This is a genomic window from Vibrio sp. vnigr-6D03 (assembly GCF_002835515.1).
GTDB classification, from domain to species: domain Bacteria; phylum Pseudomonadota; class Gammaproteobacteria; order Enterobacterales; family Vibrionaceae; genus Vibrio; species Vibrio penaeicida.
In genome coordinates this window covers 258,838-283,426 of sequence record NZ_PIZL01000012.1, presented here as the reverse complement: position 1 = coordinate 283,426, position 24,589 = coordinate 258,838, and the positions used below count along the sequence as shown (strand labels likewise).

Genomic DNA, 24,589 nt, shown 5'->3' with positions numbered 1-24,589 from the left:
AGTGTGTTTAAACGTATTCACTGAAAAACCCCACAGCAATACTTCGAAGTATTAGGTCTACAGACCCTAGTTCAAAGAAAGGCCCTGAAAACAGAGCCTTAAGGTAATGTATTATTGGTTATATCTGTCTAGCACCGTTTTTACTTCTGAAGGGGCTTCTTGTTCCCATTCTTTCGTCATGGTGACGCCAATCTCTTTCAGCTCAGACAGCAATTTCTCTGATGGTTGCGTTACTTTGATACCGTTGTCTGCAAGGATGGCAGTATCGCGAGCTTCACGCTCTACAACGAGATTCCACGCTGATGTTTCTGCTTTTTCAGCCGCCGTCAGAATGCTCTTCTGAGTGTCTTTATCTAGGCGTTTGAACGCACGCTTGTTTACAACAACGAAGTTTTTAGGAATCCATGCTTTTACTTCTGTAAAGTGGCTTAGGTAATCCCATGCTTGCCCATTTGCGCCTGTTGATGGAGAGGTGATCATTGCATCAATAATACCGGTGCTGAATGCTTGCGGAATGTCCGGCAACTGAACAGTGGTCGGGGTGGTATTCATTAAATCTGCAAGGCGCGATGTGGATGGGCTGTAGGCGCGCATCTTACTGCCTTGTAGATCGGCTAACGATTGAACGGGTTTCTTCGTGTAAAGGCTTTGTGCTGGCCACGGCACAGTGTACAGAAGCATCAACCCTTCTTTGCTGAGTTGCTTTTCAACTTCTGGTTTAGCGGCTAACCATAACTTCTTGGCTTGGTCGTAATTGGTCGCAAGGAAAGGAATGTTGTCGTGTTTAAAGATTGGGTGCGTGTTTCCCATGATTCCTATGAACACTTCCCCAAGCTGAACTTGACCAGTGCGCACTGCGCGTGGAATCTCAGGGTGTTTCATCAAAGATGCACCAGAATATACTGTGATATCGACGTCACCATCGGTATAGCTTTTGATGTCTTTCGCGAACTGATAAGCGATTTGAGTAGGTAAGTGACCATCCCCGTAAGGTGTTGGCATGTGCCACTTAGCGGCAATCGCATTGTGAGTGGCTAATCCACTGATAAGTAACGTGGCTGCGGTTTTTGCTATCCATTTCATGATGTTAATCTCCATTTATATCGCTTAATTAGTAGCTTAAGTAATAGCTGATCAGCTACAGCACTGCCAGTTCATCGTTTAGGCAATCTGTGATGAGCATTTTTCCGGGTACATGGGTAATCGCAATGGGGGGTTTTGCATTGGCGATCGCCACTTGCGGTGTTACGCCACAAGCCCAAAAAATAGGAAGTTCGTGTTGGTGTACGTCAACGGCATCACCAAAGTCAGGTTGTGATAGGTCATCGATCCCTATGAGGGCTGGGTCGCCAATGTGGACGGGGGCGCCGTGTGCTTTAGGCAAGCGGGAGGTGACTTGGATGGCGCGGATTGCATCTGATGCCACAAATGGGCGCATGGACACCACCATATTGCCGTGAAACCGACCACTTGGCGTGGTTTGAATATTGGTTTTGTACATAGAAACATTGGTTTGGGATTCGATGTTTCTCACGGTAAGCCCTGCGCGCTCAAGCGCATCTTCGAATGAAAATGAGCATCCGAGTACAAACGTGACAAAATCTGACTGCCAAAGGCTGTTAATGTCGGTAACGGTTTCTGCGTGTTCCCCGTGTCGAAATACCTTGAACTCTGGCACATCCGTTCTTATGTCGATGTCTTCACCAAGATCGGACAACAGAGGATGCCCGGGCTGAGAAACGGCAATTAACGGGCAAGCAGCAGGATTGTTTTGGCAAAATCGTAAAAAGTCGTTTGCCCACTCTTGCGGCAGTATCACGATATTGCCTTGAACCAGCCCAGAGGCGACACCACTGGTTGGCTGGTTGAATTTTCCAAGTCGGATTTTTTTTCTTACTTCAGACGCTTGAGCAAGTAACTGAGTCTTATAGGCTGAAGGCTTAGAGTGTGTATTTGGCATTTCGCAAAGCAGTCCATTGTTAAAGAAATGTAACGCAAGTGTTGCTTTGTAAGTGCATAAAGTCCAATTATGGTTTTTTACTTACTGGTATAAATTTTATTTATCACCCTGTTCAAATTTCTCTGCCACTCTCACCGCAATCTCTGCGGCAAGTTCAGCCGCACTGTTAAATGCAACCGAAGGATACGAAGCGGTAAAGGCTAAAGCAGAGGGTTCCCAGTGAGCATCCAATTTTTTGAGTATCCCGCGTTTAATATCGGACGAGACTGTCGCCAGTGGCAAAGTGGAAATACCAATTTGATCTTGAGTGAGCTTAAGGCAGGCAGACAGTGAACTGGATGAGAAAAAACGCGCGGGGAGCCCATCTATCTGCATGAACTTTTCACTGATCTCGGAAAAAGGTTGCGTGTTGCGAGCGTATGTAATGATCGGGTATTGAACCATTTCTTCCAGCGATAAAGTTTTATCTGGCAAAGGCAGGTCGATGCTCGCGACCCATACCAATGGAAATTGGCAAAGGTCGTGATTGGTAATCCCCGGCTCGGGAACCGGCCCCATTAAAAAAGCCAAATCCAGTGACCGATCAAGCAAGCTATTCTTCAAGTTTCCCGTGACATCAACCGTCATATCCACATCAAGGTTAGGTAGCTCATGATGAAGTACTTTGAGAAAATCGGTTAGCCAAGTATGCGCAATGGTTTCAGATACTCCCAAACGCAGTGTTCCAGAAAGTAACCGGCTGATGTCGGCACGTTTGTGCATTTGTTCCGCCATATACAGCATTTTTTCAGCATAAGGTAATAGGTCTTTACCTTGGGCTGTGAGAACAACGGGAGAAGCGTCTCTGTCGAACAGCTTTACGCCCAACTCTTCTTCCAATCCTGCAATTCGGGTCGAAATTGCTGGTTGGGTGGTGAACTGTTGCTCCGCTGCTTTACGAAAACTACCGAGAGTCGCCACCACCACAAATGTCTCAATGCGCTTGAAATTCATTACGCGTTCCTTGCCCGTTTGTTGCTGCCTTAATGCCCTTAAGATATATCCCTAGTGACCCAGAGATGCAAGGTTGGTGAGCGTTATTTGTAAGTGTCTATTTACAAAGCACTAACAATTCTCTACTTCAATAATTCTTCAGATTCGTAAAGTAGCTTTTGAACATTATCTCCAATAACCAATAACCAATAACCAATAACCAATAACCAATATCTATCGATAACCCGTTTTATCGGTCAGAACTATAAGGAACAACCATGACAACTGAAGCTGCGATGAAGCCTAATAAAGGCTCATCCCCCTTTGCGTATCTCATGAAGGGTGTATCAAAACTTTCTACTGTTGGGCGCGCGTTAATGCTCCCAATTTCTATTTTGCCAGCCGCAGGTTTATTACTTGCATTCGGTGACAAGCTTGGCATTCCACTCATGGTTGGCGCTGGGGATGTCATTTTCAGCAACTTGCCATTGTTGTTTGCCGTTGGAGCCGCGGTTGGGCTTTCAAAAGAGTCGGGTATTGCGGGTCTGGCGGCAGTTGTCGCGATGCTGGTGATGAACATGACTATTGGTGTGAGTGCGGGCGTGACACAAGAAATGGCACTCGAAGGCGGAGCTTACGCTCTGGTATTGGGCATCCCTAGCTTACAAATGGGGGTATTCGGCGGTTTAATAGCGGGTATTCTCGCCGCGTCCATGTATAACCGATTCCACGCAATTCAATTACCCGCATTTTTAGGCTTCTTTTCTGGTAAGCGATTTGTCCCTATTGTGACGGCTTTGGCAGCGTTTGTACTTGGGCTATTACTGCCTAACGTGTGGATGCATGTTCAAAGTGGGATTGATAGTTTGTCGGGTGTTGTTAACGGTGATAACCAAGCGCTTTCTACCTTCATTTTTGGATTCACAGAGCGTGCGCTGATCCCATTAGGCTTACACCACATTTGGTATCCGTCTTTCTGGTTTACGTTTGGTGAATTCACGACGGAAGCTGGGCAAATCGTCAATGGTGATCAGGCTATTTGGTTTAAAATGTTGGCGGATGGTGTGAAGGATTTTGATTCCGCCACGTATCAAGGTGCAGGCAAATTCATGCAGGGTGAATTCCCACTTATGCTTTTTGCATTACCCGCTGCCTGTTTAGCCATGTACCACGAAGCCAAAACCAGCCAGAGAAAATACGCTGCGGGTATTCTATTTTCGGCAGCCCTTACTTGTTTCCTAACCGGGATTACAGAGCCTGTTGAGTTTGCGTTTATCTTTATTTCGCCGTTGCTGTATTTGTTCAACGCACTTTGTACCGGCTTCGCGTACATGTTTATGTACTTGCTGGATGCTCACTTAGCCAAGTCTTTCTCGGCTGGATTTATTGATTACATTACACTTGGCATTATGCCTGCCATGAACGGGTTCGAGACGAACTATTTTGCGGCGGTGTTGGTTGGTGTGCCAATGGCCGCGCTTTATTACGTGGTTTTCCGATTCACTATTCGCAAATTCAATCTGCAAACTCCGGGCAGAAGCGAAGAGGCGAAAGAAGAATTAGATTTAACCGACGAACAGCTGACTAAGCTGACATTGGACTTCCTTGGTGGCAAAGAAAACCTGACGTCTGTAAGTGCGTGTATTACCCGTCTTCGTCTTGAAGTGGTGGATACCAAACTTGTAAACGCCAAAGGCTTGGAAGACATTGGTGCAATGGGTGTGATTAACGTTGGTTCCAATGGTGTACAAGTTATATTTGGGGCAAAAGCCCAGTTTATTGCTGAACGAATCAATCGAGTGAATTGAGCCAGTCACTCTCCCCCTCCCTCTAAATTGTTCGGTGCCCCGCTTGCCACGGGGCATTTTTTGTTTGAAAGCCTTTATTACTTAGAACCCCTTTATTCAAAAGCGCTTACCATAAAGCGCAAATCAAACAGACTCTTAAGGGTTGGTATCCATCTCTGCTGGAATGTAATGCTTGGCTTTTAACTCGCACATTTCCGGAAACACAGTGGCGATGGAAATGGACGACCAAGTGCCAGATACAATACCGATGAACATGGCGCTGGCAAACCCTTGAAGTGGGGAACCGCCCATCAGCCAAAGTGACCCCACCGTCACAAGCGTTGTGCCAGACGTTACCATAGTACGCGAGAAGGTGCTCGCGACGGCAGAGTTGATAACGTCGCTGGTGGACCAATTTGTTTTCACGAGTATTTGTTCGCGAATACGGTCGGCAATGATGATCGAATCGTTCAATGAATACCCCAAAATCGCTAAAATTGCTGCGAAAACCGTGAGGTTGAATTCTTGTTGTGTCAGGGCAAAGAAGCCTAAAACCACAATCACATCGTGAAACAGAGCTAAGAGCGCCCCGCTGGCTAAACGCCATTCAAATCGAAAACACAGATACGCCATAATGCACAGCATGCTGATGAAAATCGCCATGCCACCTTGATCGAACAATTCATCTCCGACCTGCGCACCTATCATGCTACTGCTGATGATCTCGGCGTGGTTGTCGAGTTGAGCGAGCGACTGATTCACTTGCTCAATAGACGCTTGGCTCTCTGCCGAGTAGCGCAACGTCCATCGACCTTCTTCTCCACTTTTGACCATCGAGAGCGTGTCGCCCACCACAGGGCTAAGTGCGTTGTTTAAGTCTTGTTGGCTAAGGGTAGGGGATACTCTAAATTCACTCACCATACCGCCAGTAAAATCCAAACCTAAGTTCAAACCGCGAGCGGCAATGATCCCCACCGATAGAATGACCAATACCAATGAAAATAGCCCCGTCCAGCGACGAATGTTAGTCATGTTTTTATTCAGATTCATGATGCGCTCCTAAACTCTGACGTTTCGGCGGGCATCTTGCCCCCAAATCATATTGATGATGGATCGAGACAAAAAGATGCCGGTAAACATACTGGTTAGAATGCCTAAACCAAGTGTTAACGCGAAACCTTGAACCGGACCATTACCTATTGAGTACAAAACGACTGCTGTGATTAACGTGGTAATGTTGGCATCCATTATCGTGCTAACGGCACTGTTGAACCCAAGGTGGATAGATTGAGCAAAGCTTCTTCCTTCACTGAGTTTGTCTTTGATGCGTTCGAAGATTAGTACGTTTGTATCTACTGCCATACCGACCGTTAACACTAGCCCAGCAATGCCCGGTAAGGTTAAAACAGCACCCGGAATCAGAGCAATCAGACCAAGCAAACACACCATATTGCAGAGCAGCGCAACGTTGGCTACCCAGCCTAGCCGCCGGTACCAGAACGCCATGAATGCCAAGGTTAAACTCATACCCAGTGCAAGAGCGGAAAACCCGTTCTCAATATTTTCAGCACCCAATGTTGCGCCAATGGATTGCTCTTCCACAATTGTGACAGGTGCGGTTAAAGACCCTGCCCTCAAAAGCAAGGCTAATTCCTGTGCCTCTTGCGTGGTGCCAGCACCGGTTATTTGAAAACGCGTGCCAAGCTGGCTCTGAATCGTCGCGATGCTGATGACGGTATCTTTCTTGGTTAAATTGCCTTGTTTGTCGGTGATGTATTCGCTAAACAGCGTAGCCATCGGTTTACCCACGTGAGTGGCAGAAAAATCGCTGATTTGGCTCCCGCCAGCAAGATCGAGCGAAATGTTCACTACTGAGCGGCCCATTTCATCGAGTCCTGCGCGTGCATCCGTGATGTGTTCCCCTTGTACAACTGGCTTCGCGACCAGCCTTACGTTGTTCCCATTTTCTTCCTTAGCGTTAATGATTCTTCCAACGGACGTTTCGGACTGCACTTCGTGGAATGCCAAACTCGCCGTTGCGCCAATTACGCTTTTGGCTTGGGAAGGATCTTGAATTCCAGGCAGTTCAATTCGAATATAATTGTCCCCTTGGCGTTGAACCGACGCTTCCGTTATACCCAATTCTTCGATACGTGAACGTAGAATCGTCAAGTTCTGTTTTAGGGTTATCTCTTTGAAATCGAGCCATTCTTTTTTCGGAAGAGATAAGGTGACACTGTTTAAGTTATGGTTTTGCTGCCACTGAGGGAACGCATCGCGAAGCTGCTCACTTAGCTGGGTTGTCGCGTTATCGTTACGAGTTTTGAATGTGACGCCTTTTTCACTCGACGCGTGAACTTGAATACCTCGAATGTGCAGCTTTCTTGCCGTGGTTTTTATTTCATCGACCAGCGCTTGCTGCTTTTCAGCTAGGGCAGTATCAACATCGACTTTAAGCAAGAATTGAACACCACCTCGCAGATCTAATCCAAGGTCGACGGGCGCAAATCCAAGTTCAGAAAGCCAAGCAGGTGCAACCGACTGGTACGCCAATGTGAGTTGAGATTCCTTACCAAGTAAGGGCTTTAATAGATTTTTTGCTTGGGTTTGGTCATGTTCGTTTTCAAATAAAATGGTTAACTGAGTGTCACGTTGAGTGACTTCTCTTACATCAATATTGTGCTGCTTAAGCTGCCGAGCAACTGTATCAAGAGACAGCTCGTTATGGGTTTGCTCAATCAATAGAGCAGGCTTGTCGCCGTACCATGATGGGAGTGCGCTTAACGCAAGTAAGACAATGGCAGTGAAAAGCACCACGTATTTCCAGACGGAATAGTGGTTTAAACGCTCTGGCGCTTTTGCGCGAGTACGTGAAGATGACATAGCGATTCCTCAATAACCTGAATTCAGGTTCATGAATGCTGAGCGTAAAGATCGATCAGCAACGCCAATAGATTTAAAAATCTATGGTTGGCGCAAAACTAAAATAGCGGTGTGCGACGCAGATACGTCGAGATTTTGTATGAAAAATATTGAGGTTAGCTGTCGCGGCTTAAGCGGACATACAGTAGGTTAGAATCTTTCCAGCCTGATATTCTGTGCGGGTTCGTGCCTGATGCTTTTTCCGACCAGAGCACAGAAGGAATAAGGGGAGAGAAATACAGATAACTGGGTGGTAGATCTTCACCACCGAGTTGCACCAGAAGTTCGTAATCTGGGGTTGGGAATACTCTTTCCTGATTCCACGAAACAAATCGAGACGATGTTAAAAGTCCATCGGGAATATGCTGAGTATGGGAATCAGCTGTGCCTTTTTCCAACTCGATTTGTAAGTTGGCTTCGGTTTGAAAATCAGTAGAAAGGTGAGATGGAGTTTCAACAGAGGATTGCACCGCGAATTCAGCGTTTTGCGATAGCCAGCCACCGTTCTCCGTTTGAGCAAACACGGTATGGCTGAAAGTAACCAGCAGAGAAAACAGCAAGATTGCCCAAGTTCTCATTGATGATTATCACTCTATTGATTCAATCCGCCGATAGTATGCCTGTTTAGCGAATGTCACAACTAAAAAGATCTAAATTGAACATTCAATCAGATTCGACAAGTGAGAATACGGTCGCGCGGCAATGTTTGACGATTCAGTTTAGCGATTCGCGGTAGCAGCCAGTGTGATACCTGCCCCTATGAATGTGGTACCAAAAATTCTAGAAAGTTTTTGTGCTGGCAGTGTTTTGGTCGAACGGCGAATCAATTTGGTACCCCAATAGCCATATACCGTTAAGCACACTATGGAACAGCCAATCAGCGTGCCAACCAATAATGAAAACTGAGCGATAAGAGGTTCGCTAGGAACGATAAACTGTGGGAACAATGCAGTCGTGAACACGATGGCTTTAGGGTTAGTGAGCGCCACCATTATGCCTTGAAAATACAAATTGGTTTTGCGAATGCGAGAAGGGGTATCAGACAACTCAAACTCGAACTGGATACCTTTGTTCCACATTTTCCAACCCATATAGATAAGGTATAACGCGCCAATAAATTTAATGGTAAGGAAGGCTGTGGTCGAGCTAAGAACTAATGCACTTAATCCAAGCACGGAGCAAAGCGACATGATGAACAAACCAGTAACGTTTCCTGCCAGTGCAAGTAAGGCGTGCTTAAACCCTTTGCCGAGTGAATGCGTCATGATGAGTAAAATCGCAGGGCCAGGTGTTACTGCGGCGAGAAAGGCAATCGATAAAAATGCGAGCCATTTTTCTATTGGCATAATGCCCATAAATAGAAAATCCATTTTCTTTCTCCCTGATCATCCTATGCGCTTACTTAATGGTTGATACTACCTCAATTCAGTTTAAATATGTTACCAGTTATTAAGCCGATGCCTAATAGGCAACTGTTTAATTCGAAACGGTAAAAGAAAAGAAGCTGTAGCGGATCGCCATTATCGGAACCGCAATTTGATTTGTAATTGTGTTTTTTATCAACCTAATACACAGTGGCATCTCATCAGAAGAAGGATACAGAAATGACCGCAGCCAGCTTTTTACGATTACTATGCCTTGCCGCAGTTTGGGGGGCGTCTTTTCTTTTCATGAGAATTGCCGCAAATAGCTTTGGCCCCGCTTATTTAATCGAATTTAGAGTGCTGTTTGCCGCGATGAGCTTGCTGCTAGCGTCTGTCTTTCTTAAACGTCGGTTGATACTATTTCAATACCCTAAGCACTTTCTGATCATTGCGTCTTTTAATACGGCTATGCCGTTTATGCTTTTCGCCTACGCAGCCCAAACATTGAATGCATCTACCTTGTCTATTTTAAATTCTACAGCGGTTATTTGGGGCGCGGTGATTGCGTATTTTTGGCACAAAACGCCTTTGTCACTCAAGGGGGGGCTTGGCTTAGTGTTAGGCGTGTTGGGCGTTGCCGTCTTGGTAGGTTGGGATGCCGTCAATATTGGCAAGGAAGCGACGTTGCCGATTATTGCCGGAGTAATGGCTGCATCTTGTTATGGGGTAGCGACTAACTACGCCAAGAATGCGCCTAAGATTTCATCGTTCGATAATGCGCACGGAAGCATGTGGGGTGCCGTGATATTGGTGCTGCCTTTATTACCTTGGCTGCCAATGCCTGAGACACCTACGGTATTTGAATGGTCGTCGGTCGCGGTATTGGGGGTGTTGTGTACTGGGTTGGCGTATCTTCTGTACTTTCGTTTGGTGACGGATATAGGGCCCGCTTCTACACTTTCTGTGACTTTTTTGATTCCGTTTTTCGGTATCTTATGGGGATATTTGGTGCTGGGTGAGCCAATCGGTTTTAATACAGTGATTGGCACCATACTGGTGGTCAGCGGCACGATGTTGGTAACAGGCTTCTCACCGAAAAGCCTGTTACGTCGTCAAAGAGGTTAGATAACTCTAAAGAGGTTTAATAGACCTAAAGAGGTTTAGTAGATCTAAAGCTCACTGATGTTGACCACTCTGTCTGCACTTTTGATGGTTTCAGGGCGGTGGGCGATCATCACACGAGTAAACGGCAGCCCTTTGATGTGCTCATTGATTCGACCTTCGTTTTCAACATCCAAATGGCTGGTGGCTTCATCTAAAAACAAAATCGACGGGCGATGGTAAAGCGCCCTAGCCAGTAATAGCCGCTGAGTTTGACCTCCAGAAAAATTGGATCCCATGTCCGACACTAAACTTTGATAGTTCATTGGCAGTTTGATGATGTCTTCATGGATGCCAGCCATATGAGCGCATTGCATCATCATTTGGTGATTGGGCTCCGGTGAAAAGAAGGTAATATTTTCTTCTACCGATCCTGTAAGCAATGTGTCGTCTTGCATCACCGAGGCAATTCTGTCTCGGTAGCTAGAAAGCCCTAAATCTCGGATATCTTCCCCATCGACCAATATTTTCCCTGATGTGGGCTGAAGCAATCCAAGCATTAACTTCATTAATGTTGATTTACCGCACCCTGAAGGCCCCACCAAAGCGATGGATTCACCGGCAGGTATTTTAAGATTCAGATTTTGGAAAATATAGTCGTCATTTTCAGAATACTTGAACGACAGATCGACCAGTTCAACATTGCCACGCATTTGAGTTAAATTACGTCCTTTCTCGCGGTGAGGCTCTTGTTCATGCAGAGCAATATCGGCAATTCGGTCGAGGTGCAGGCGAAGCATTTTAAATTGAATGACTTGTTCTATCAGCATCGACATGCGGGAGGTTAATTGCTCTTTGTACGCCAAGAACGCAAACACCATACCTATGGTCATGTCGCCACTCATTACCGCCATCGCTGCAAGGAAAATGATGAAGATATTTTCTAAGCCAAACAGCAATTGATTTACTGATTCAAAGCCAATACTCAGCTTGCCCAGCTTGATGTCTGCATTGATGACAGAGCTATAGCGATTCTGCCAAGTACTTTGGCGCATGGATTCGGCATTGAAAAGACGGATGGTTTGAATGCCACGCGCCGTTTCCAAAAATTGGCTTTGCTCTTTGGCTTTCGCTTCAATGGACGTTTCCGTCGCTTGTTGCAGTTTACTGTAAAGTGCGAGGCGAACCGTGAGGTAGGCAAGAACCACACACAAGACAACAGCGGTCAGAAATGGGCTATAGGCGAGCATGACCGCCAGAATAGCGATAGACATGATGCCATCAACAATGGTTTCGACTAAGCCAGTTGTCATCCTCTCACGCACTTGATTGAGGGAACCAAAGCGAGAAACCAAGTCGCCAATGTGGCGAGTTTCAAAATAGCTCATGGGTAAACGCAGTAAATGGCGAAGTAAGTTCGCACCCATTTGTAAGTTTAACTGGCTGGATAATCGAAGGATCAACCAACTTCGAATTGCTTTGGTGATGATGTTAAACAGCAAGAGTAAGCTAAATCCCGCCGCCAGTACGATCAGCAGTGTTTCGTCGAAACTGACCAGCACTTCGTCCACAACCAGCTGAATGTAATAAGGACTAAGTAGCATTAAAAATTGGAGAAGAATCGACAAAAATACCAGCGTGGATAACGCTTTTCCAAGCCCTGAAACCCTTGTCCATAATTGGCTGATGCCCATTTTTTGGCGTGCGTCTTTCTTCTCAAACTCTTTTGTTGGGATCAGCTCAATGGCGATACCCGTGTAATGTTCGCTGAATTCAGTTAGAGATAAAACACGTGTACCCGACGCTGGATCATTAATGGTGACGGTGTTCTTTTTAACGCCCGTGACCACTACGAAGTGGTTGAGATCCCAATGCACAACGCACGGTAAAGTCAGCTTTCCGACGTGCTCCAGTGGGCATTTTAGTGCTCTGGCGGCTAACTGCATTTTGTCGGCAGTTTGAATCAGCTGTTGGACGTTGATCCCTTTCATTCCGGGCGAATAAAATCGGCGCGCGGCAGGCATATCAAGTTTATACCCATAATAGGAAGAGACCATCGCTAGGCAAGCTAAGCCACATTCCGCGGCTTCAGTTTGCGAAATCATGGCGACTTTTCGGTTGCCGGAATACTCCAGTAGCTCAGTAATATGAGGCTCTTTCTCGGCGTGATCCATATTAAATCTTTCCTAATAATCCGTAGACAGGTTCAAGTATCCAACCCATGATGCTGCGGCTTTCCAATAAAATATCCGCTTCCAAAAGCATCCCGTTTTTGAGGGGAATGGATGTACCTTCAAAATCGACGTGCTCTTTTTCAAGTGTGACTCGAATCCGATAAACAGGCTCGCTGATGGGTAAAGGGGTTTCCCCGCTTTGCAAGAGTACTGTGTCTATATGTGAAACCTTGCCACCAAGGTAGCCAAATCGTTGATAGGGGAAGGCGTCTAACCGCAGTTTGACCGTGTCGCCTTTCTTGACGAATCCAGCCGACCGCGTGGGAAGAAAAAGCTCCGCGACTAATTTCGCGTTTTCAGGAATAAGGCTAAGCATTAATTGGTTGTCGTGGACGGTTTCACCCGTTACTACGTTTATGCCTGTTGCTTTGCCTTGTTCATTGGCCGCCAATACGTGAATGGCGTTACCTTGTGCTTGGCTAAGTTGTTGCCGAATCGAGGATTTTTGTTGCTCTAAATCCAATACGTTCAGTTCGTGCTGTTTGGGCAGAATCGCCAAGTCTGACTGCAAGGTATTTCGAGTCTTTCGCAAATCCAGTTCATTGGCGATCGCTCGCTCTTGCTGGGCTTTGATCTCTATCAGCGCTTCTTTTTGTGATTGAAGATCCAGAGCAGAAAGGTGCCCTTCTCGGAACAGTTTTTGGTGCTGCTTTTCACGCTCAGTTTGAAGTTGGTATTTCTCTCGTATGAGTGCTTTTTGGGTTTCAATGGCGGCAAGTTGGCGGTCTATGTCCGTAACAAGCACTTTCTGCTTATTGATTTGTTGAGCATGAAGGTTGTTTTGATACTGGATTTCTTGATTGATGTACTGATATTGCTTTTCAAATTCTTGAACAACGGTTTGGTTAAGGTCGAGCCCGTTGGCCAGTTTGTTTTTAGAGCTAATGGTGATCAGAGGTTCGCCTTTCTCAACTTGCTGACCCTCTTGGATATGAACCGTTTCGACGATGCCTTCGCGTTGCGAAAAGGATTTGATAATGCCTTTATCTGGCAAGATATAGCCTTGAACCGTCTCTTTTCGACTGTATTCGGCATAATTCAGATATAAGCCCAGCAAGGTGACGGAAACGAAAAGAATGCTCACAATGAGATAAATAGACAATGGCTGCGCGAGCAATACATCGCCGTGGAGTCGTTGTTTTTGGGCGTCAATGACAGATTGACGATACAGCTGGCTCAAAAAATCTCTCCGGTATTAGGGTCTGTTGACCTTTCGTGGTTAAATTTTGTTCGAGTTCTATGCCTTTTAATCGCGGCGCAAGGTGTGTAGCCCATTCTTTAAGAACAAAAGTATTTCTAAGCAAATACCTTGCAACAAAGAGTAAAAGACATGGGAACGGGGACGCCTAGTCAAACCCTTTGGGCAGCATTTGTGGCTTATTTCTACTGCGTTATCGCTCATTGATGTAGAGCGACTACACCGAATGAGCGTTGCCTTGTATAAATCACCCACAAATTGCTGCAAAATCATCTCGAAAGGTCAACAGACCCTAAGAATGCCCGAGCACGGTGATGTTCGGGCAGAATAAGGCAAAATTATGGTTATCGGCCACCGGATACCAAGTTTTGAGCAATGGCTTCACAAATGCCTAGCTTTTGGTATATGTCCATCCAGTAGAATTCACCGCATGGATTGATTTCTAGGAATTTGTATTGGCCATCTGGCGTTAAAATAAGATCTGCCGCGCCATAGTTTAGCTTGAGCTCTGTCGCGAGACGGATCAGCTTATCGGCTTCTTCTTGCGGCAACTCAAATGGCTGCCATTTATCGAGTGTGTAGACACCGCGCTTACGCCAATCGGTTTCCATCCCCTTCATAATATCTGGGTCAATGGATGCGCAGTAAACCTGATTGCCAACAACGGTCGCACGCAACTCAACATCTTTAATGACATGTTCTTGGAACACCATTGGGCACAGGTTTAACTCTTCCAGTTTTTCTAAGTGTTCTTCTTCTACCTTGTTGGTAAAAACCACTTGCTCAACATCATCATTCCAAACCGAAAAGGCGGTTTGCATCTTCGTGATAATTTTACCGTTGTTATCAGCGAAGAAATCACGCACTGCTTCTGGCGAGTTACTGGTGAGTGTATTGGGTAGGTTTAACCCCACTTTTCTTGCCAGCATCAATTGATATTCTTTATTGGATGCGTGGCGTATATCCCAGTAATCGTCAAGTTTGTAGCACTCTAGACTATCGAGGTAACCCAAAATGGTTCGCTTGCTTTCTTCGGCAGAAGGTTGCTTGAGCTGTATGTCCATGTCGGCAGGTAAACCTTTTGCTGGATAGAATCGGCGATACCAAACGGCCAATATCTCGTCACCTTTGACGACATCGCCATTTTCCGTAATGAGCGTACTCTCATTGCCTTTATTATTCTGATGGGTGGCAATTTGCACCTTAGTTGGAAAGAGATCCGTGTTAAAACGCACTGGTACTACACCAGCTTGTTTCAGCAATTCAGAAACGGTATCAATACTTTGATTGTCTTTTGAATGCGTAATGATGAGAACTTTGTTTTTAGTCATACTTGTACCAGCTGTTCCTTGCTATTGACTGTATTTAATAAGTGTTTGGGCGATCTGTTTAGAAATAGGCAGGTCTAATTCTGCCTCTAACATTCCCCATTCACCCGCAGGGTTCACTTCTAAGAACTGATATTTGCGAGTCGTATCTAATATGATGTCAATAGCGCCAAATTTTAGATTCATAGAGTCCATGAAAACGCGCAACTTTTGTACGAGAGATTCAGGGATATCAGTGTGTTGCCAATTGGATTGCGTTGGCGTCGCTTTTCGCCAGTCGAGCAGTTCTTTTTCATCATTACTGCTCAAATTCACTTTAGCTGGGAAGCAATGTCCATCGACATAGGCTATGCGTAACTCCGCTTGTTTTTTCACTTGTTGCTGAAAAATCATGGGAGAAAAGCGCAGCGAGTCGAGATCCGCTAAGTGAGCTTCGGTTACTTTCGATGTGTATACAAACGCAGGGGGTTTACCCATGGAAACGGTTAGTGGCGTGTGCATTTTTGCGACAATGTCGCCATTGCACTGTTTATAGAATGCTTTTACTTGGTCTGGAATATTGGTAAATAGCGTTGCAGGAACGTCGAGTCCCGCTTTTTTTGCCATTCTAAGCTGTAGCCATTTATTTTCTCCAGCCAGTTGTGTGTTTGGGTGGTCAAGCCAGAAAACATCTTCGAAACTGTAAAGTAAAGACTGCTTAATGCACTCAGACTCACGAGTTGCTTGGGCTAATACATCTCCTTCTAGCGCGGAAGATAAATCGCTGACTCTGTTTTTTCTATGCCATATCGCGCCAATATTTGACTCGTTGATAGACCAGCCTTCCGTTGAAATCAGTGTATCAACGTGTGCCTTTTCCAAATGCTGCTCTTCTGAACTCGGAGAGTCAAAAGGGAGGGTTTGTAAGCTCCCACCGATTTGAATATTCAAGGGGAATTGATCGCTGTTTAAACGAACAGCCTCTACACCCGCTGTCATTAGGTGTTCTGTCACCCAATCTACGGGAAAGGTGTCCTCAGAATGAGTGATGCATAGGATACTTTTGTTTGTTTTCTGCATAATCGTTCTTTCAATATCACCCCCAAATTTTTGGGGGTGAGAGCTTAGAGGTCATGTCTAGGAACTGGATAGATGTTCTATCGAGTATTACCTAAACCCGATTTGGTATTTACCAAGTCGGAAATACAATCGCTGTACCTTCGTCATCATCAGATGGCGCTTTACGAGTTGCGATTTCAAATCCTTCATCGTCATCTGAAGGGGCTTTACGAGTTGCAATTGCAAAACCTTCGTCATCATCAGATGGTGCTTTTCTTGTTGAAATACCACCAAAGTTAACAATACCACCAGAAATTTGGTTTGCTTCTTCTTCAGTTAGTGTGTCTGCTTCGATAAAATTATTAAAAAATGGAGTGTTCTTACTCATTTGTATGTTCCTTTTAATTTAATTTAGTGCCGTTAATTGGCGTTTTTATGTGAACACTATTACGTCGACGAATTAGCAGTATCTGCTGTTCACCTTTTAAAACATACATAAAAGCGATTACTTATAAAATAATAATATTTTTATTAGTTAAATAGTTTCTCAATAATGAGACTAAAATTAACTAGGATTAAAATTATATTTCACCCCTGAATTTTGACCGTGATTAAACTTATTTTATTTCGTGTAATAACTGATTTAATTTGAATTAAGATCTATTTTTAATCCGTATGATTATTATTTATACACTGTTTTATTGTAAATTACCGTTTGCTAAAATATTCACCTTACATAACGCAAGGTGAATATTGATTATAAAAATAGCCTAATTTAACGGTCGAGTTTGATTTCGACACCTTCATCATCATCAGAAGGGTATTTCATCGTCACATCAATTGGTCGAATACCGATATCAATTGGCTGCCCTTCATCGTTATCAGAAGGGTGCTTCATTGAAATATTGATACCTGCAAAACCACCCGAGCACTGAGTTGTTTCAGTGTCGTTTAATTCTTCAATTTGTGACTCGATAAAATGGTTAAAGAAAGGAGTGTTCTTACTCATATTCTCTTCCTTTAGCTTATTAGAACGATGGGAAATCGTTGCCTTCATCGCTGTCTGATGGGTGTTTCATTGTTACTAGGTCGCCTGGCTTAAGAACGAACTCTAGACCTTCATCATCATCAGATGGTGCTTTCATTGTTACGACTTCAAAATCGCCAATGAAACCACCTGCACATTGCTTAGTTTCTTGAGCGCTTAGCTCTTCGATTTGAGATTCAATAAAGTTGCTGAAAAAAGGTGTGTTCTTATTCACTTTTCAATCCTTGTTAAAGTTTGTTTACAATTTAAGTTTTTAATTATCAATGAGATAATCGTTGATATAAGTATCAAGGTGAGTTTTTTAAAACAAACATTTAACAAGGGTTGATGAGGAATATCAGTGAGAATACGAGTCATTTCACGAACAACACTGATAAATCAAAGAATAAGCTTGGGTTCAAGATCTAAGACCGCTGGTTCGATTTGTGAACCTGAAGTGAGGGAGGATTGACCGTTTTAAAGAAAATAAATAATAAAATGCATAGAGTGCATAAAAATTCACGTGAAAAATAGGGCGTATCATTGTGTGAATTTAAAATATGCAACTGGTTTTTTATTTGTGGAGGTAGCAGTTAAGTGCGGTATAGAGTCAGCCAAGAGTGGCTGACTCTATATTCTTTAGAAATCGTAACGTAAACCCATTTGAAGTTCGTTATCTGCATCTTTTATCTGGTTGATACGATAACCGGCATAAGTCCTCAGGTGTTCGTTAAAGGTATAAACCGCTTCCAGAGCAAACTCATCCACAGTGTCGGTTTTTGAGGAGTCATTTTTCTGGGCATTGTACGCGCCTACAAAGGCAACTTTCTCGAGTTCGTATGTAGCCATCAGTTCATAACCAATAATGTCATTAAGTTGGCTGCCAACAACACTTTTACCCATGGTGTAAAGCCCCGCAAAACTAAGATTATCGAACTGAACTTCACCAACAAAGTTGAATTGATTTTCGGTTTCATCGCCTTGCTTTTGGTTTACATAACCGGCACCGATTCTAAATCGTTCCAAACTGTAAATCCCAGAGATACCATAACTGTTTGTGTTGTCGTTATTATCTTTATCCGCGAATATGTAGTCACCAGATACAGTAAGCTGATCGAACGTGGTTTTGTAGACTAGCGCATTTTCTCTCTTGTCTTTATTACCATCCACAATGTCGGCTGCTTTTGCGCCAAATGTGGCTAAGGTATCGGTGAAGTTGCTTAACATGACTTGAGATGAATCTTGTTTTCCGTAAGACACAGAACCAAACTCGCCTTTAACACCAGCAAAGTAGTAGCGATTTGTTAAGTCTTCTTCACCAGAGAGTTCGGCTTCGTATTTTCCAAAACCTGAAAATTGGTCGGTAACAGTTGATTCACCGGATAAAGATATCCGCGCGCGGCTGATGTCTTTAAACGCGCCTTTATTACCCGTTTTATTGGCGTCTGAAATATTGAAACGTCCTTCAGCGCGTCCTCCTAAATCTAGTACCGTTCCGTCTTTTTCATAAATCGTGGCCGCGGAAGCAGAAGATAGAGTCGTAGCCGAAAGAATTGCTGTTGTTAGAATCGCTTTGTTCATGTTCTGGTCCTTCTAATCTCTTTTATAAGAGGTAATGAGTTAGCTCACTTTCCCTTGTGAACAGTCAAAGGAAGTTTCCAATAAGTTGCCACCGTTCGTGCAGGATTCGCACTGCGCCAACATGGCGTGGGTGCATCTGGATTATTTTGAAGGGTCTCTACATATTGATTGCGTGAATAAAGAATGAAAGTGCAATGAGGTTTTTGTAGATAGTGTGATATTTGATGGTTAAAATCAGAAAATGCTAATGTACGTGGTAAAAAATACATCCGTATACCATATGAATTGGGGTGAAATGTGAAGTTAACGTCAGAGGTGATGTTGGAAATGTATGTTTTTACAATTAATATTGTCTCAAAAGTGCGAATTACGTTTGTTAGGTCGCATATAAACTGGATTTGAGGCAAAACGGTTTGCTTCGCGACTCCACACTGCTTATGTTAATAAGCGAGAGTTCTAGGGTGAACTCATCAGAGCAGTAGCTCTTTCAAAGTGTGGTAGTCCAAGCTATAGGGTAGTCGCTAAATGGGCATAGATGTAAAACAATCTGCTATTGAAATGCGTTTTCAGAACGGAAAAAGTTCTGCGACCCCGCTACCGCAAGACTTTGTTGAACCAGACACACCTCGTTTTCAATTTAAGAACGAAATCATTGTTAGTGAAAGCAAGAAGTTACTGGCCAGTGAGTTGCTTCTTTCTCAGGAAGATGCGGCTATCCACACCACCTTCATGAAAGGTGAACTAGGCAAACGTCTTGCTAAAGATATTCTTGAGCAACAGCTTCATTTCCTGATTTCTGTTAATCCTGCTTCCTTTCCGTTCGAGTGTTTGTTCCTGAATGTGGAAAGGCATGCCCTAAGTAATAGAAAAACCATTAACCTTCTTATCGCCGTTCACTCTCATCTAAAGTGCTATGGAAAAGCGTTAGTTGTTGAAACAACTGAGCGTCAATATTCGATAGAAGGAAAAGACTACCTCAAAGGTGTCGCCAAACTGAAAGACGTCGGGGTGAAAATCGCCTTGGATGACTATCAAGTTGGAGAAGATTTTAGAGATGACGAATTGAGTGCGGGTCTTTATGACTATGTGAAAGTCGACAATCCATTTTTTGATCTCAAATCGGGCATGGACCATTCTTGCAAAAAACTAGACATCATCCTTCAGCAAAAATCCTCTAGTGATGCGAAATGGATTGTGGAAAGAGTAGAAGATCAGAACTCACTCAATCATCTTCTACCTTTTGCTTTTTGGGGTTATCAAGGCTACCTATTTAATCCGATACAGGCACACTATCCTGAGTATTCTCTGTTCTAGTTTCCTGTTTGTTAACGCGTCTTTTGGTTCGCCATAAATTCAGGAAGTTCGGAAGAAGCGAAGCCAGTATCATCCCGAGCATTAAGCCTATTTGTGTATGGCTATAGGTTTCATTCATCAATAAAACACCACCAGTAATGCCGGCAATAGGGTTGGCGATACCACTGAATGTGAACTCAACAATGGTCATTTTTCGGATTAACCACACATACATTCCGTAAGCGACAGCCGTATTCAGAATAATTATCCAAGCGATTCCAAACCAATTGGTTGCGCTAATGTCTTGATTGGTAAACGCTTCAAAAGCAGAAGGTTCAAACAGCCACTGAGCACCTGCGACAACCCCGAGTGCTGCACCACCTATAATAAGCTGCCAACTTAACACTCCCCACCAGTGCATATCTTTTGATAGTTTTTGAGTCAGTGTACTGCCAATAATAATGCACCAAATCGCACAAAACATAGCAATCAAACCGGTTGTACCAAGTTCGATCTGGTTTGGATCGAAAAGAAACCACGCGAAACCCACCAAAGTAAAACCAGAAACGATTTGAATGCCCGAAGGCTTATTCTTAAACCACAACCATTGGAAAATCATGGCGAAAATGGGGACAGAAACCATTCCTACGCCAGATATCGCAGCAGGCAGCGTGGCAGCCATAAGAAAGATCATGGCGAAAAATGCGCTTATGTTCACTAAGGAAAGAATGACTAAAGGTTGCCACTGATTTCTTGTAGGCATGATAGGACGAAGTGCCAATAAAAGAAGACCAGCGGGGAGAGCACGAATAAAGCCCAGTAGTAATGGTGGCCATTCAGACAGAGTAAACTGCGTTACAGCATATGTGGTTCCCCAAAAAAAAGCAGGGATCATGGCGAGAAATATATTCATGCTAACTATGTCTATGTGAAGATAATGTGGGCAATGTACTCCAATTATAACTCAGTGTAAAGTATCTTTACATGAAGATAACTTTTTTAAGTGAGCTTTAGATCACTTGGATATACGAATAAAAAGAGAAAACTGCTCGGGTGGTTAGATATTGGTTAGAAAGAGTGGGCTGCGAATCAAGGCTACCCACTTTTCTGTAAAGAGCTGAAATTATACAGAGCCGAGTTTATACAGAACTGAATTTATGTAGAGCTGAAGTTATATAGAAATAACCACTAAAGAAGTAAATTCAGGCTTCTCAGTCCTAGTTCAATTCTTTTTGGACGGCTTTTTTGAGTTCACCGTAAGGTAGGAACCCTGGGATAATCTCATCGTTAATGATAAGTGCAGGGGTGCCACGTAAACCCAGCTGACCAAATGCTTGCATATTTCGAGATACGATGGATTCTTCTCGCTCACCCGTTTCTAAGTACTTTTCAGTACCCGTTTCTTTAGCAATACGGTTGAGTGATTCTGCATCGTGACGTGTCGGATGCGCGACTAAAAGCCTGTGAACCTCTGCAAACTTCTCGGGTTCCTTCTCCCAAACTTTTAACGCATAAAATGCAGAGTTTGTGTTGGTGCCACTGGCAATCTGCTGCTGTAAAGGTACATAGATGTTAACAACTTTTACGTTGTCCATCTCTGTGAGCAACTTAGCCAAGCCAATTTCCAAGCGCTTACAATATGGGCAGTTGTAATCGGTAAAGTTAATGATGGTCAGAGCGGGGTTTTCTGCACCAGATTTGCTGTGTTCTGGTGCCTGTGTCAACCAACTTCTTTGTTCTTTTAGGGCGACTTCGACTTGCTTTAACTGGGTAACATAGGCTTCTAAGCTTTTGCTTAAATCACCAATGATTTGAGGGTGCCCTTTCAATATGGTGTTAATTTGTGCCAATTGAGTTATTTGCTCTGGGGTTAATGAAACCGCCGCTTTGCCTTCTTCTGCATAGCTTGGCATCACCAAGCCAAACGCTAGCCCCAATCCACCAAGCCATTTTGTAACGTATGTCATTTTCTGGATCCTTATGCCAGCAGTAAACGTAGCCATAACCCCCAAGGAGTAGAAAACCCTGTGGTCATAGACTGAATCTCACCATCTTTGACGATGGCGATTGTAGGAGTGACTTGGGCTCGCCAGTACTGATTAATACTGCCCTCCAAATCATTAATTACTGTGAATCTGTAGTCGTTGTTCTTCATGTATTCGAGCAAGCGATCATCTTCGCCAGATGCCAAAGCAATAGAAACCACTTCGTAGTGATTGGACAAAATATCAATGCTCGGTGTGGTTAGGCTGCATACACCACACCAAGTAGCCCAGAAGTAGACTAAGACAGGCTTATCGCGGCTTAACTCAGCCACATTGACGAATGCGCCATCAATGGCTTTTCCTTGAGTCATCGGCATGTCGTGGAAATCAACATGCTTGGTTCGCCACCAATCGAGTAGCCCAGTAATCAGAATAATAAGCAAGAGATAGCCCGTGAGGTTTCTTACTATTTTGAACATCAGTTTATTTTCCTCTTGCAAGATCGAGAGATTGTGAAATGGAATCTTGAGTCAGCAGCACCGGAAGGGCATTCCCCAGAGGTGCGTTGGGTCCGTATACCACATTAAGTGGTACGCCATATCGGCCGTGACTCATCAAAAATTCAGTAATAGCATTGCTTGGTGTTGTCCAATCCCCTCGCATTAAAACGACGTCAGACGCTTGCATCAGCTCATACGCTGGGGGTTGCAGTATTGTTCCAATCTTGTTTGCTTTGCAGGTAATACACCAATCTGCGGTGACATCTACAAATACAAGCTTACCTTCCGCCACGTGCTGCGCGATGGCTTGCGTGTCTAATTCTTGCCACTGAAAATCATCGATAACCGGGGTCGCCCAATGAGATGACAGTGACCCCGCTATCGCCAAGCCCAACCCGAAAACCAGTAATGCGGAGCTACCATAAATGGTGACGCTTCTAGCACCATATTTTGAAACCAATACGAGCAGCAAAAACACAAATGTAACGGCACTGACCATTATGGTTACAAATTGACCTAGGTGGGTAGAAAGCAACGAAATTAGCCAAAAGGATGTTAACGCCATCATTAGAGCAAAAAGGATCTTCAACCGACCCATCCAAGCGCCAGGTTTAGGCAGTAAACCAATGGTTTTTGGGAATAAAGCGAACATAAACCAAGGAAAGGCTAAGCCAATACCTAAAAATGTAAATATGAGCAGAATGTCAAAAATATGGCTTCCTAACGCGAAAGCGACGGCGGTACCGAGAAACGGAGCACTACAAGGTGTGGCAAGCAACGTAGCGAAAGCACCTTGGAAAAATGGCTTCGATAGCCCTTTCCCTCTGTCACTTGCCAAAGTATTTGACCATAGGCTAGGGAGCTTGAACTCAAAAATGCCGAATAAATTCAAGCTAAAACCTAAGGTGACAACAACTAGAAAGACCAAAAACCAAGGCTGCTGGAATTGGATTCCCCAGCCAATAGTATTGCCTGTCCATTTAAGGGCGATAAGAGCAACCGCCAGTACCCAAAAAGAAGAAATGATGCCAGCGGCTGAGGCGAGAAAGTGCGCTCTGTGCATTGCTGGTTTGTCGCCAGAAAGCAACACGCTGTTGACCTTGATTCCAAGGACGGGGAGCACGCACGGCATAACATTTAAAATAAGCCCCCCTAGGAAAGCGAACCACAACATCAGTGCAGTGTTAGGATTCTCCGCCTTAACATGTCCGATTGAATATGGTGCGGTTAATTCTTGGAGAAGTAAGTCGTCTTTAACCGTAATGCGCAAGTCTTGATTGTCTAACTCCGGTTTCCCAAGCGTGTTCGAGACAGGAAAAATGGCGGTTAACTGGTTGTCGCGAATTGAAATAGTGGGCGCTTGAAAATGGTTATCTCCTGATTTCAATGTCTCTATAAATAGATTTGGATTATTCCAGCCTGTTTCGTTTTCCAAAGTCACACTGAGTAGCCGATTCCCTTCATCCCAAATGATTCGCGACACCTTAGCACTGCCATAAGTGAGCGGAATTAAAGACATGGCTTGATTGTGAAGCATCATGCTATCGCTGTTTGGCTGCAGTAACTCAGGTTTAAAAGACAACTGGATAGGGTAGTCGGTAAGAACGCAGATGTTGGTGCAACTGGGTAAAGTAAGTGTAGCGTTGATGTCTGTGGCAGTTTTGGGGTCACTTAAAACGATATCTAAAGGAAATGCTACGTAATTTTGATAGCCCAAAACAGTTAAACCAAACTGCTGGTAGTAACCTGGGATTGGCCAATGCCATTGAATGTTTTCAATATTGGAGGCTGTCGAATAATCGAGTGAGGGAGAAACGCCACCTTCGCCAGGAGTACGCCAGTAAGTTTTCCAACCATCATCCAACCTTACTTCCAGTAGTGCATGAACTGTCTTTGCGTTTACGTCTTGCGTACCAGTTAGTGATAATTTTACCGATACGGGTGGGTGCCTGTCATTTTGAAGCCAAGCTGTCGTATGAGCCGCGCTATAAGAAGAGAGCGACACGTTACAAATAATGAAAGCAAAAACGTAATGGAGTACAGATAGTATTTTCAAAGCATGCCTTTTGGGGCTCATATTAGATGAGAATCTATAAGTCATTGAGATTCTATACCCAGTTAAAATATAAACAGGTTTCACCCGTTTACCCAATGCGAGATAACTATAATGTCGATTCGAAACCTACAGCAGCAATTCTATTGTCGACTTTTTGTGGCGATAAAACACAGTTAGCTAAGTCGGCTATTCAGAGATAAGACCAGCTTGTTGTCGAAAATATTCCCAAAAATAAGAAAAAAA

At 44.1% G+C, this 24,589-nt stretch carries 22 protein-coding genes; 3 read left to right on the top strand and 19 right to left on the bottom strand.

The features are described 5' to 3' along the window. Positions 1–111: 111 nt before the first annotated feature. The 3 genes from CW749_RS09180 to CW749_RS09170 form a co-directional block, all read right to left on the bottom strand. Positions 112–1,083: a TRAP transporter substrate-binding protein gene (locus tag CW749_RS09180; RefSeq protein WP_101111725.1), complete on the bottom strand. Its 972-nt coding sequence runs from the start codon at positions 1,081–1,083 to the stop codon at positions 112–114. A gap of 55 nt (positions 1,084–1,138) precedes the next feature. Continuing rightward, positions 1,139–1,960: a putative hydro-lyase gene (locus CW749_RS09175; protein WP_101111724.1), complete on the bottom strand. Its 822-nt coding sequence runs from the start codon at positions 1,958–1,960 to the stop codon at positions 1,139–1,141. A 96-nt stretch (positions 1,961–2,056) separates the two neighbouring features. After that, complete coding sequence (locus CW749_RS09170) at positions 2,057–2,953, bottom strand: LysR family transcriptional regulator (RefSeq protein ID WP_101111723.1); 897 nt, start codon at positions 2,951–2,953, stop codon at positions 2,057–2,059. A 275-nt stretch (positions 2,954–3,228) separates the two neighbouring features. On the opposite strand from CW749_RS09170, the gene CW749_RS09165 reads away from it, so the two are divergent. Next, a complete protein-coding gene (locus tag CW749_RS09165) occupies positions 3,229–4,740 on the top strand; it encodes a PTS transporter subunit EIIC (RefSeq protein WP_180958377.1) in 1,512 nt (503 codons plus the stop codon). A gap of 135 nt (positions 4,741–4,875) precedes the next feature. On the opposite strand, the gene secF is transcribed toward CW749_RS09165, so the two are convergent. The 4 genes from secF to CW749_RS09145 form a co-directional block, all read right to left on the bottom strand. Beyond that, positions 4,876–5,769 (bottom strand): protein translocase subunit SecF, encoded by an 894-nt coding sequence (gene secF / locus CW749_RS09160; RefSeq protein ID WP_101111722.1) that lies wholly within the window; start codon positions 5,767–5,769, stop codon positions 4,876–4,878. A gap of 9 nt (positions 5,770–5,778) precedes the next feature. Next, entirely contained in the window at positions 5,779–7,602 is a 1,824-nt protein-coding gene (gene secD, locus CW749_RS09155) for a protein translocase subunit SecD (RefSeq protein ID WP_101111721.1), read from the bottom strand. A gap of 155 nt (positions 7,603–7,757) precedes the next feature. Beyond that, positions 7,758–8,219: a hypothetical protein gene (locus CW749_RS09150; protein ID WP_101111720.1), complete on the bottom strand. Its 462-nt coding sequence runs from the start codon at positions 8,217–8,219 to the stop codon at positions 7,758–7,760. Positions 8,220–8,360: 141 nt separating this feature from the next. Continuing rightward, complete coding sequence (locus tag CW749_RS09145; RefSeq protein WP_237322384.1) at positions 8,361–9,011, bottom strand: LysE family translocator; 651 nt, start codon at positions 9,009–9,011, stop codon at positions 8,361–8,363. A 234-nt stretch (positions 9,012–9,245) separates the two neighbouring features. Between CW749_RS09145 and CW749_RS09140 the strand changes: the two genes are divergently transcribed. Beyond that, the gene (locus CW749_RS09140) at positions 9,246–10,130 is read left to right on the top strand and encodes a DMT family transporter (protein ID WP_101111719.1); all 885 of its coding nucleotides are present in this window, start codon (positions 9,246–9,248) and stop codon (positions 10,128–10,130) included. Between the two features lie 44 nt (positions 10,131–10,174). On the opposite strand, the gene CW749_RS09135 is transcribed toward CW749_RS09140, so the two are convergent. From CW749_RS09135 to CW749_RS09100, 8 genes are all read right to left on the bottom strand, one after another. Further along, on the bottom strand, positions 10,175–12,280 hold the full coding sequence (locus CW749_RS09135; protein WP_101111718.1) for a peptidase domain-containing ABC transporter: 2,106 nt from the start codon (positions 12,278–12,280) through the stop codon (positions 10,175–10,177). Position 12,281: 1 nt separating this feature from the next. After that, positions 12,282–13,520, bottom strand: a complete 1,239-nt coding sequence (locus tag CW749_RS09130) for an HlyD family efflux transporter periplasmic adaptor subunit (RefSeq protein ID WP_101111717.1) — start codon at positions 13,518–13,520, stop codon at positions 12,282–12,284. Between the two features lie 362 nt (positions 13,521–13,882). Further along, positions 13,883–14,869, bottom strand: coding sequence for an MvdC/MvdD family ATP grasp protein (locus CW749_RS09125; RefSeq protein WP_101111716.1), 987 nt, complete (start codon positions 14,867–14,869; stop codon positions 13,883–13,885). A gap of 21 nt (positions 14,870–14,890) precedes the next feature. Continuing rightward, entirely contained in the window at positions 14,891–15,925 is a 1,035-nt protein-coding gene (locus CW749_RS09120) for an MvdC/MvdD family ATP grasp protein (RefSeq protein WP_101111715.1), read from the bottom strand. A 109-nt stretch (positions 15,926–16,034) separates the two neighbouring features. Further along, positions 16,035–16,292: a microviridin/marinostatin family tricyclic proteinase inhibitor gene (locus tag CW749_RS09115; protein WP_101111714.1), complete on the bottom strand. Its 258-nt coding sequence runs from the start codon at positions 16,290–16,292 to the stop codon at positions 16,035–16,037. Positions 16,293–16,679: 387 nt separating this feature from the next. Then, entirely contained in the window at positions 16,680–16,961 is a 282-nt protein-coding gene (locus tag CW749_RS09110) for a microviridin/marinostatin family tricyclic proteinase inhibitor (RefSeq protein WP_101111713.1), read from the bottom strand. Continuing rightward, positions 16,933–17,166, bottom strand: a complete 234-nt coding sequence (locus tag CW749_RS09105) for a microviridin/marinostatin family tricyclic proteinase inhibitor (protein WP_101111712.1) — start codon at positions 17,164–17,166, stop codon at positions 16,933–16,935. Before CW749_RS09105 ends, CW749_RS09110 begins: the two co-directional genes overlap by 29 nt. Positions 17,167–17,570: 404 nt before the next feature. Continuing rightward, the gene (locus tag CW749_RS09100) at positions 17,571–18,512 is read right to left on the bottom strand and encodes a porin (RefSeq protein ID WP_101111711.1); all 942 of its coding nucleotides are present in this window, start codon (positions 18,510–18,512) and stop codon (positions 17,571–17,573) included. A gap of 525 nt (positions 18,513–19,037) precedes the next feature. Here CW749_RS09100 and CW749_RS09095 point away from each other — a divergent pair. Continuing rightward, complete coding sequence (locus CW749_RS09095) at positions 19,038–19,826, top strand: EAL domain-containing protein (RefSeq protein ID WP_101111710.1); 789 nt, start codon at positions 19,038–19,040, stop codon at positions 19,824–19,826. On the opposite strand, the gene CW749_RS09090 is transcribed toward CW749_RS09095, so the two are convergent. The 4 genes from CW749_RS09090 to CW749_RS09075 all read right to left on the bottom strand — a co-directional run bounded on the left by CW749_RS09090 (position 19,783) and on the right by CW749_RS09075 (position 24,346). Then, positions 19,783–20,718 carry a DMT family transporter gene (locus CW749_RS09090; protein WP_101111709.1) on the bottom strand — a complete coding sequence of 312 codons (936 nt, stop codon included), beginning with the start codon at positions 20,716–20,718 and terminating at the stop codon, positions 19,783–19,785. The two genes, CW749_RS09095 and CW749_RS09090, sit on opposite strands and share 44 nt — an antisense overlap. A 304-nt stretch (positions 20,719–21,022) precedes the next feature. Beyond that, complete coding sequence (locus tag CW749_RS09085) at positions 21,023–21,772, bottom strand: DsbA family protein (protein WP_101111708.1); 750 nt, start codon at positions 21,770–21,772, stop codon at positions 21,023–21,025. Positions 21,773–21,783: 11 nt separating this feature from the next. Continuing rightward, positions 21,784–22,269 (bottom strand): protein disulfide oxidoreductase, encoded by a 486-nt coding sequence (locus CW749_RS09080; protein ID WP_101111707.1) that lies wholly within the window; start codon positions 22,267–22,269, stop codon positions 21,784–21,786. 4 nt (positions 22,270–22,273) lie between these two features. Next, positions 22,274–24,346, bottom strand: a complete 2,073-nt coding sequence (locus CW749_RS09075) for a protein-disulfide reductase DsbD domain-containing protein (protein WP_180958363.1) — start codon at positions 24,344–24,346, stop codon at positions 22,274–22,276. Positions 24,347–24,589: the final 243 nt, after the last annotated feature.

Coding starts and splice junctions, on each gene's coding strand:
- CW749_RS09180 (WP_101111725.1), bottom strand. CDS start 1,083: ATGAAATGGATAGCAAAAACCGCAGCCACGTTACTTATCAGTGGATTA.
- CW749_RS09175 (WP_101111724.1), bottom strand. CDS start 1,960: ATGCCAAATACACACTCTAAGCCTTCAGCCTATAAGACTCAGTTACTT.
- CW749_RS09170 (WP_101111723.1), bottom strand. CDS start 2,953: ATGAATTTCAAGCGCATTGAGACATTTGTGGTGGTGGCGACTCTCGGT.
- CW749_RS09165 (WP_180958377.1), top strand. CDS start 3,229: ATGAAGCCTAATAAAGGCTCATCCCCCTTTGCGTATCTCATGAAGGGT.
- secF (WP_101111722.1), bottom strand. CDS start 5,769: ATGAATCTGAATAAAAACATGACTAACATTCGTCGCTGGACGGGGCTA.
- secD (WP_101111721.1), bottom strand. CDS start 7,602: ATGTCATCTTCACGTACTCGCGCAAAAGCGCCAGAGCGTTTAAACCAC.
- CW749_RS09150 (WP_101111720.1), bottom strand. CDS start 8,219: ATGAGAACTTGGGCAATCTTGCTGTTTTCTCTGCTGGTTACTTTCAGC.
- CW749_RS09145 (WP_237322384.1), bottom strand. CDS start 9,011: ATGGATTTTCTATTTATGGGCATTATGCCAATAGAAAAATGGCTCGCA.
- CW749_RS09140 (WP_101111719.1), top strand. CDS start 9,246: ATGACCGCAGCCAGCTTTTTACGATTACTATGCCTTGCCGCAGTTTGG.
- CW749_RS09135 (WP_101111718.1), bottom strand. CDS start 12,280: ATGGATCACGCCGAGAAAGAGCCTCATATTACTGAGCTACTGGAGTAT.
- CW749_RS09125 (WP_101111716.1), bottom strand. CDS start 14,869: ATGACTAAAAACAAAGTTCTCATCATTACGCATTCAAAAGACAATCAA.
- CW749_RS09120 (WP_101111715.1), bottom strand. CDS start 15,925: ATGCAGAAAACAAACAAAAGTATCCTATGCATCACTCATTCTGAGGAC.
- CW749_RS09115 (WP_101111714.1), bottom strand. CDS start 16,292: ATGAGTAAGAACACTCCATTTTTTAATAATTTTATCGAAGCAGACACA.
- CW749_RS09110 (WP_101111713.1), bottom strand. CDS start 16,961: ATGAAGGCAACGATTTCCCATCGTTCTAATAAGCTAAAGGAAGAGAAT.
- CW749_RS09100 (WP_101111711.1), bottom strand. CDS start 18,512: ATGAACAAAGCGATTCTAACAACAGCAATTCTTTCGGCTACGACTCTA.
- CW749_RS09095 (WP_101111710.1), top strand. CDS start 19,038: ATGGGCATAGATGTAAAACAATCTGCTATTGAAATGCGTTTTCAGAAC.
- CW749_RS09090 (WP_101111709.1), bottom strand. CDS start 20,718: ATGAATATATTTCTCGCCATGATCCCTGCTTTTTTTTGGGGAACCACA.
- CW749_RS09085 (WP_101111708.1), bottom strand. CDS start 21,772: ATGACATACGTTACAAAATGGCTTGGTGGATTGGGGCTAGCGTTTGGC.
- CW749_RS09080 (WP_101111707.1), bottom strand. CDS start 22,269: ATGTTCAAAATAGTAAGAAACCTCACGGGCTATCTCTTGCTTATTATT.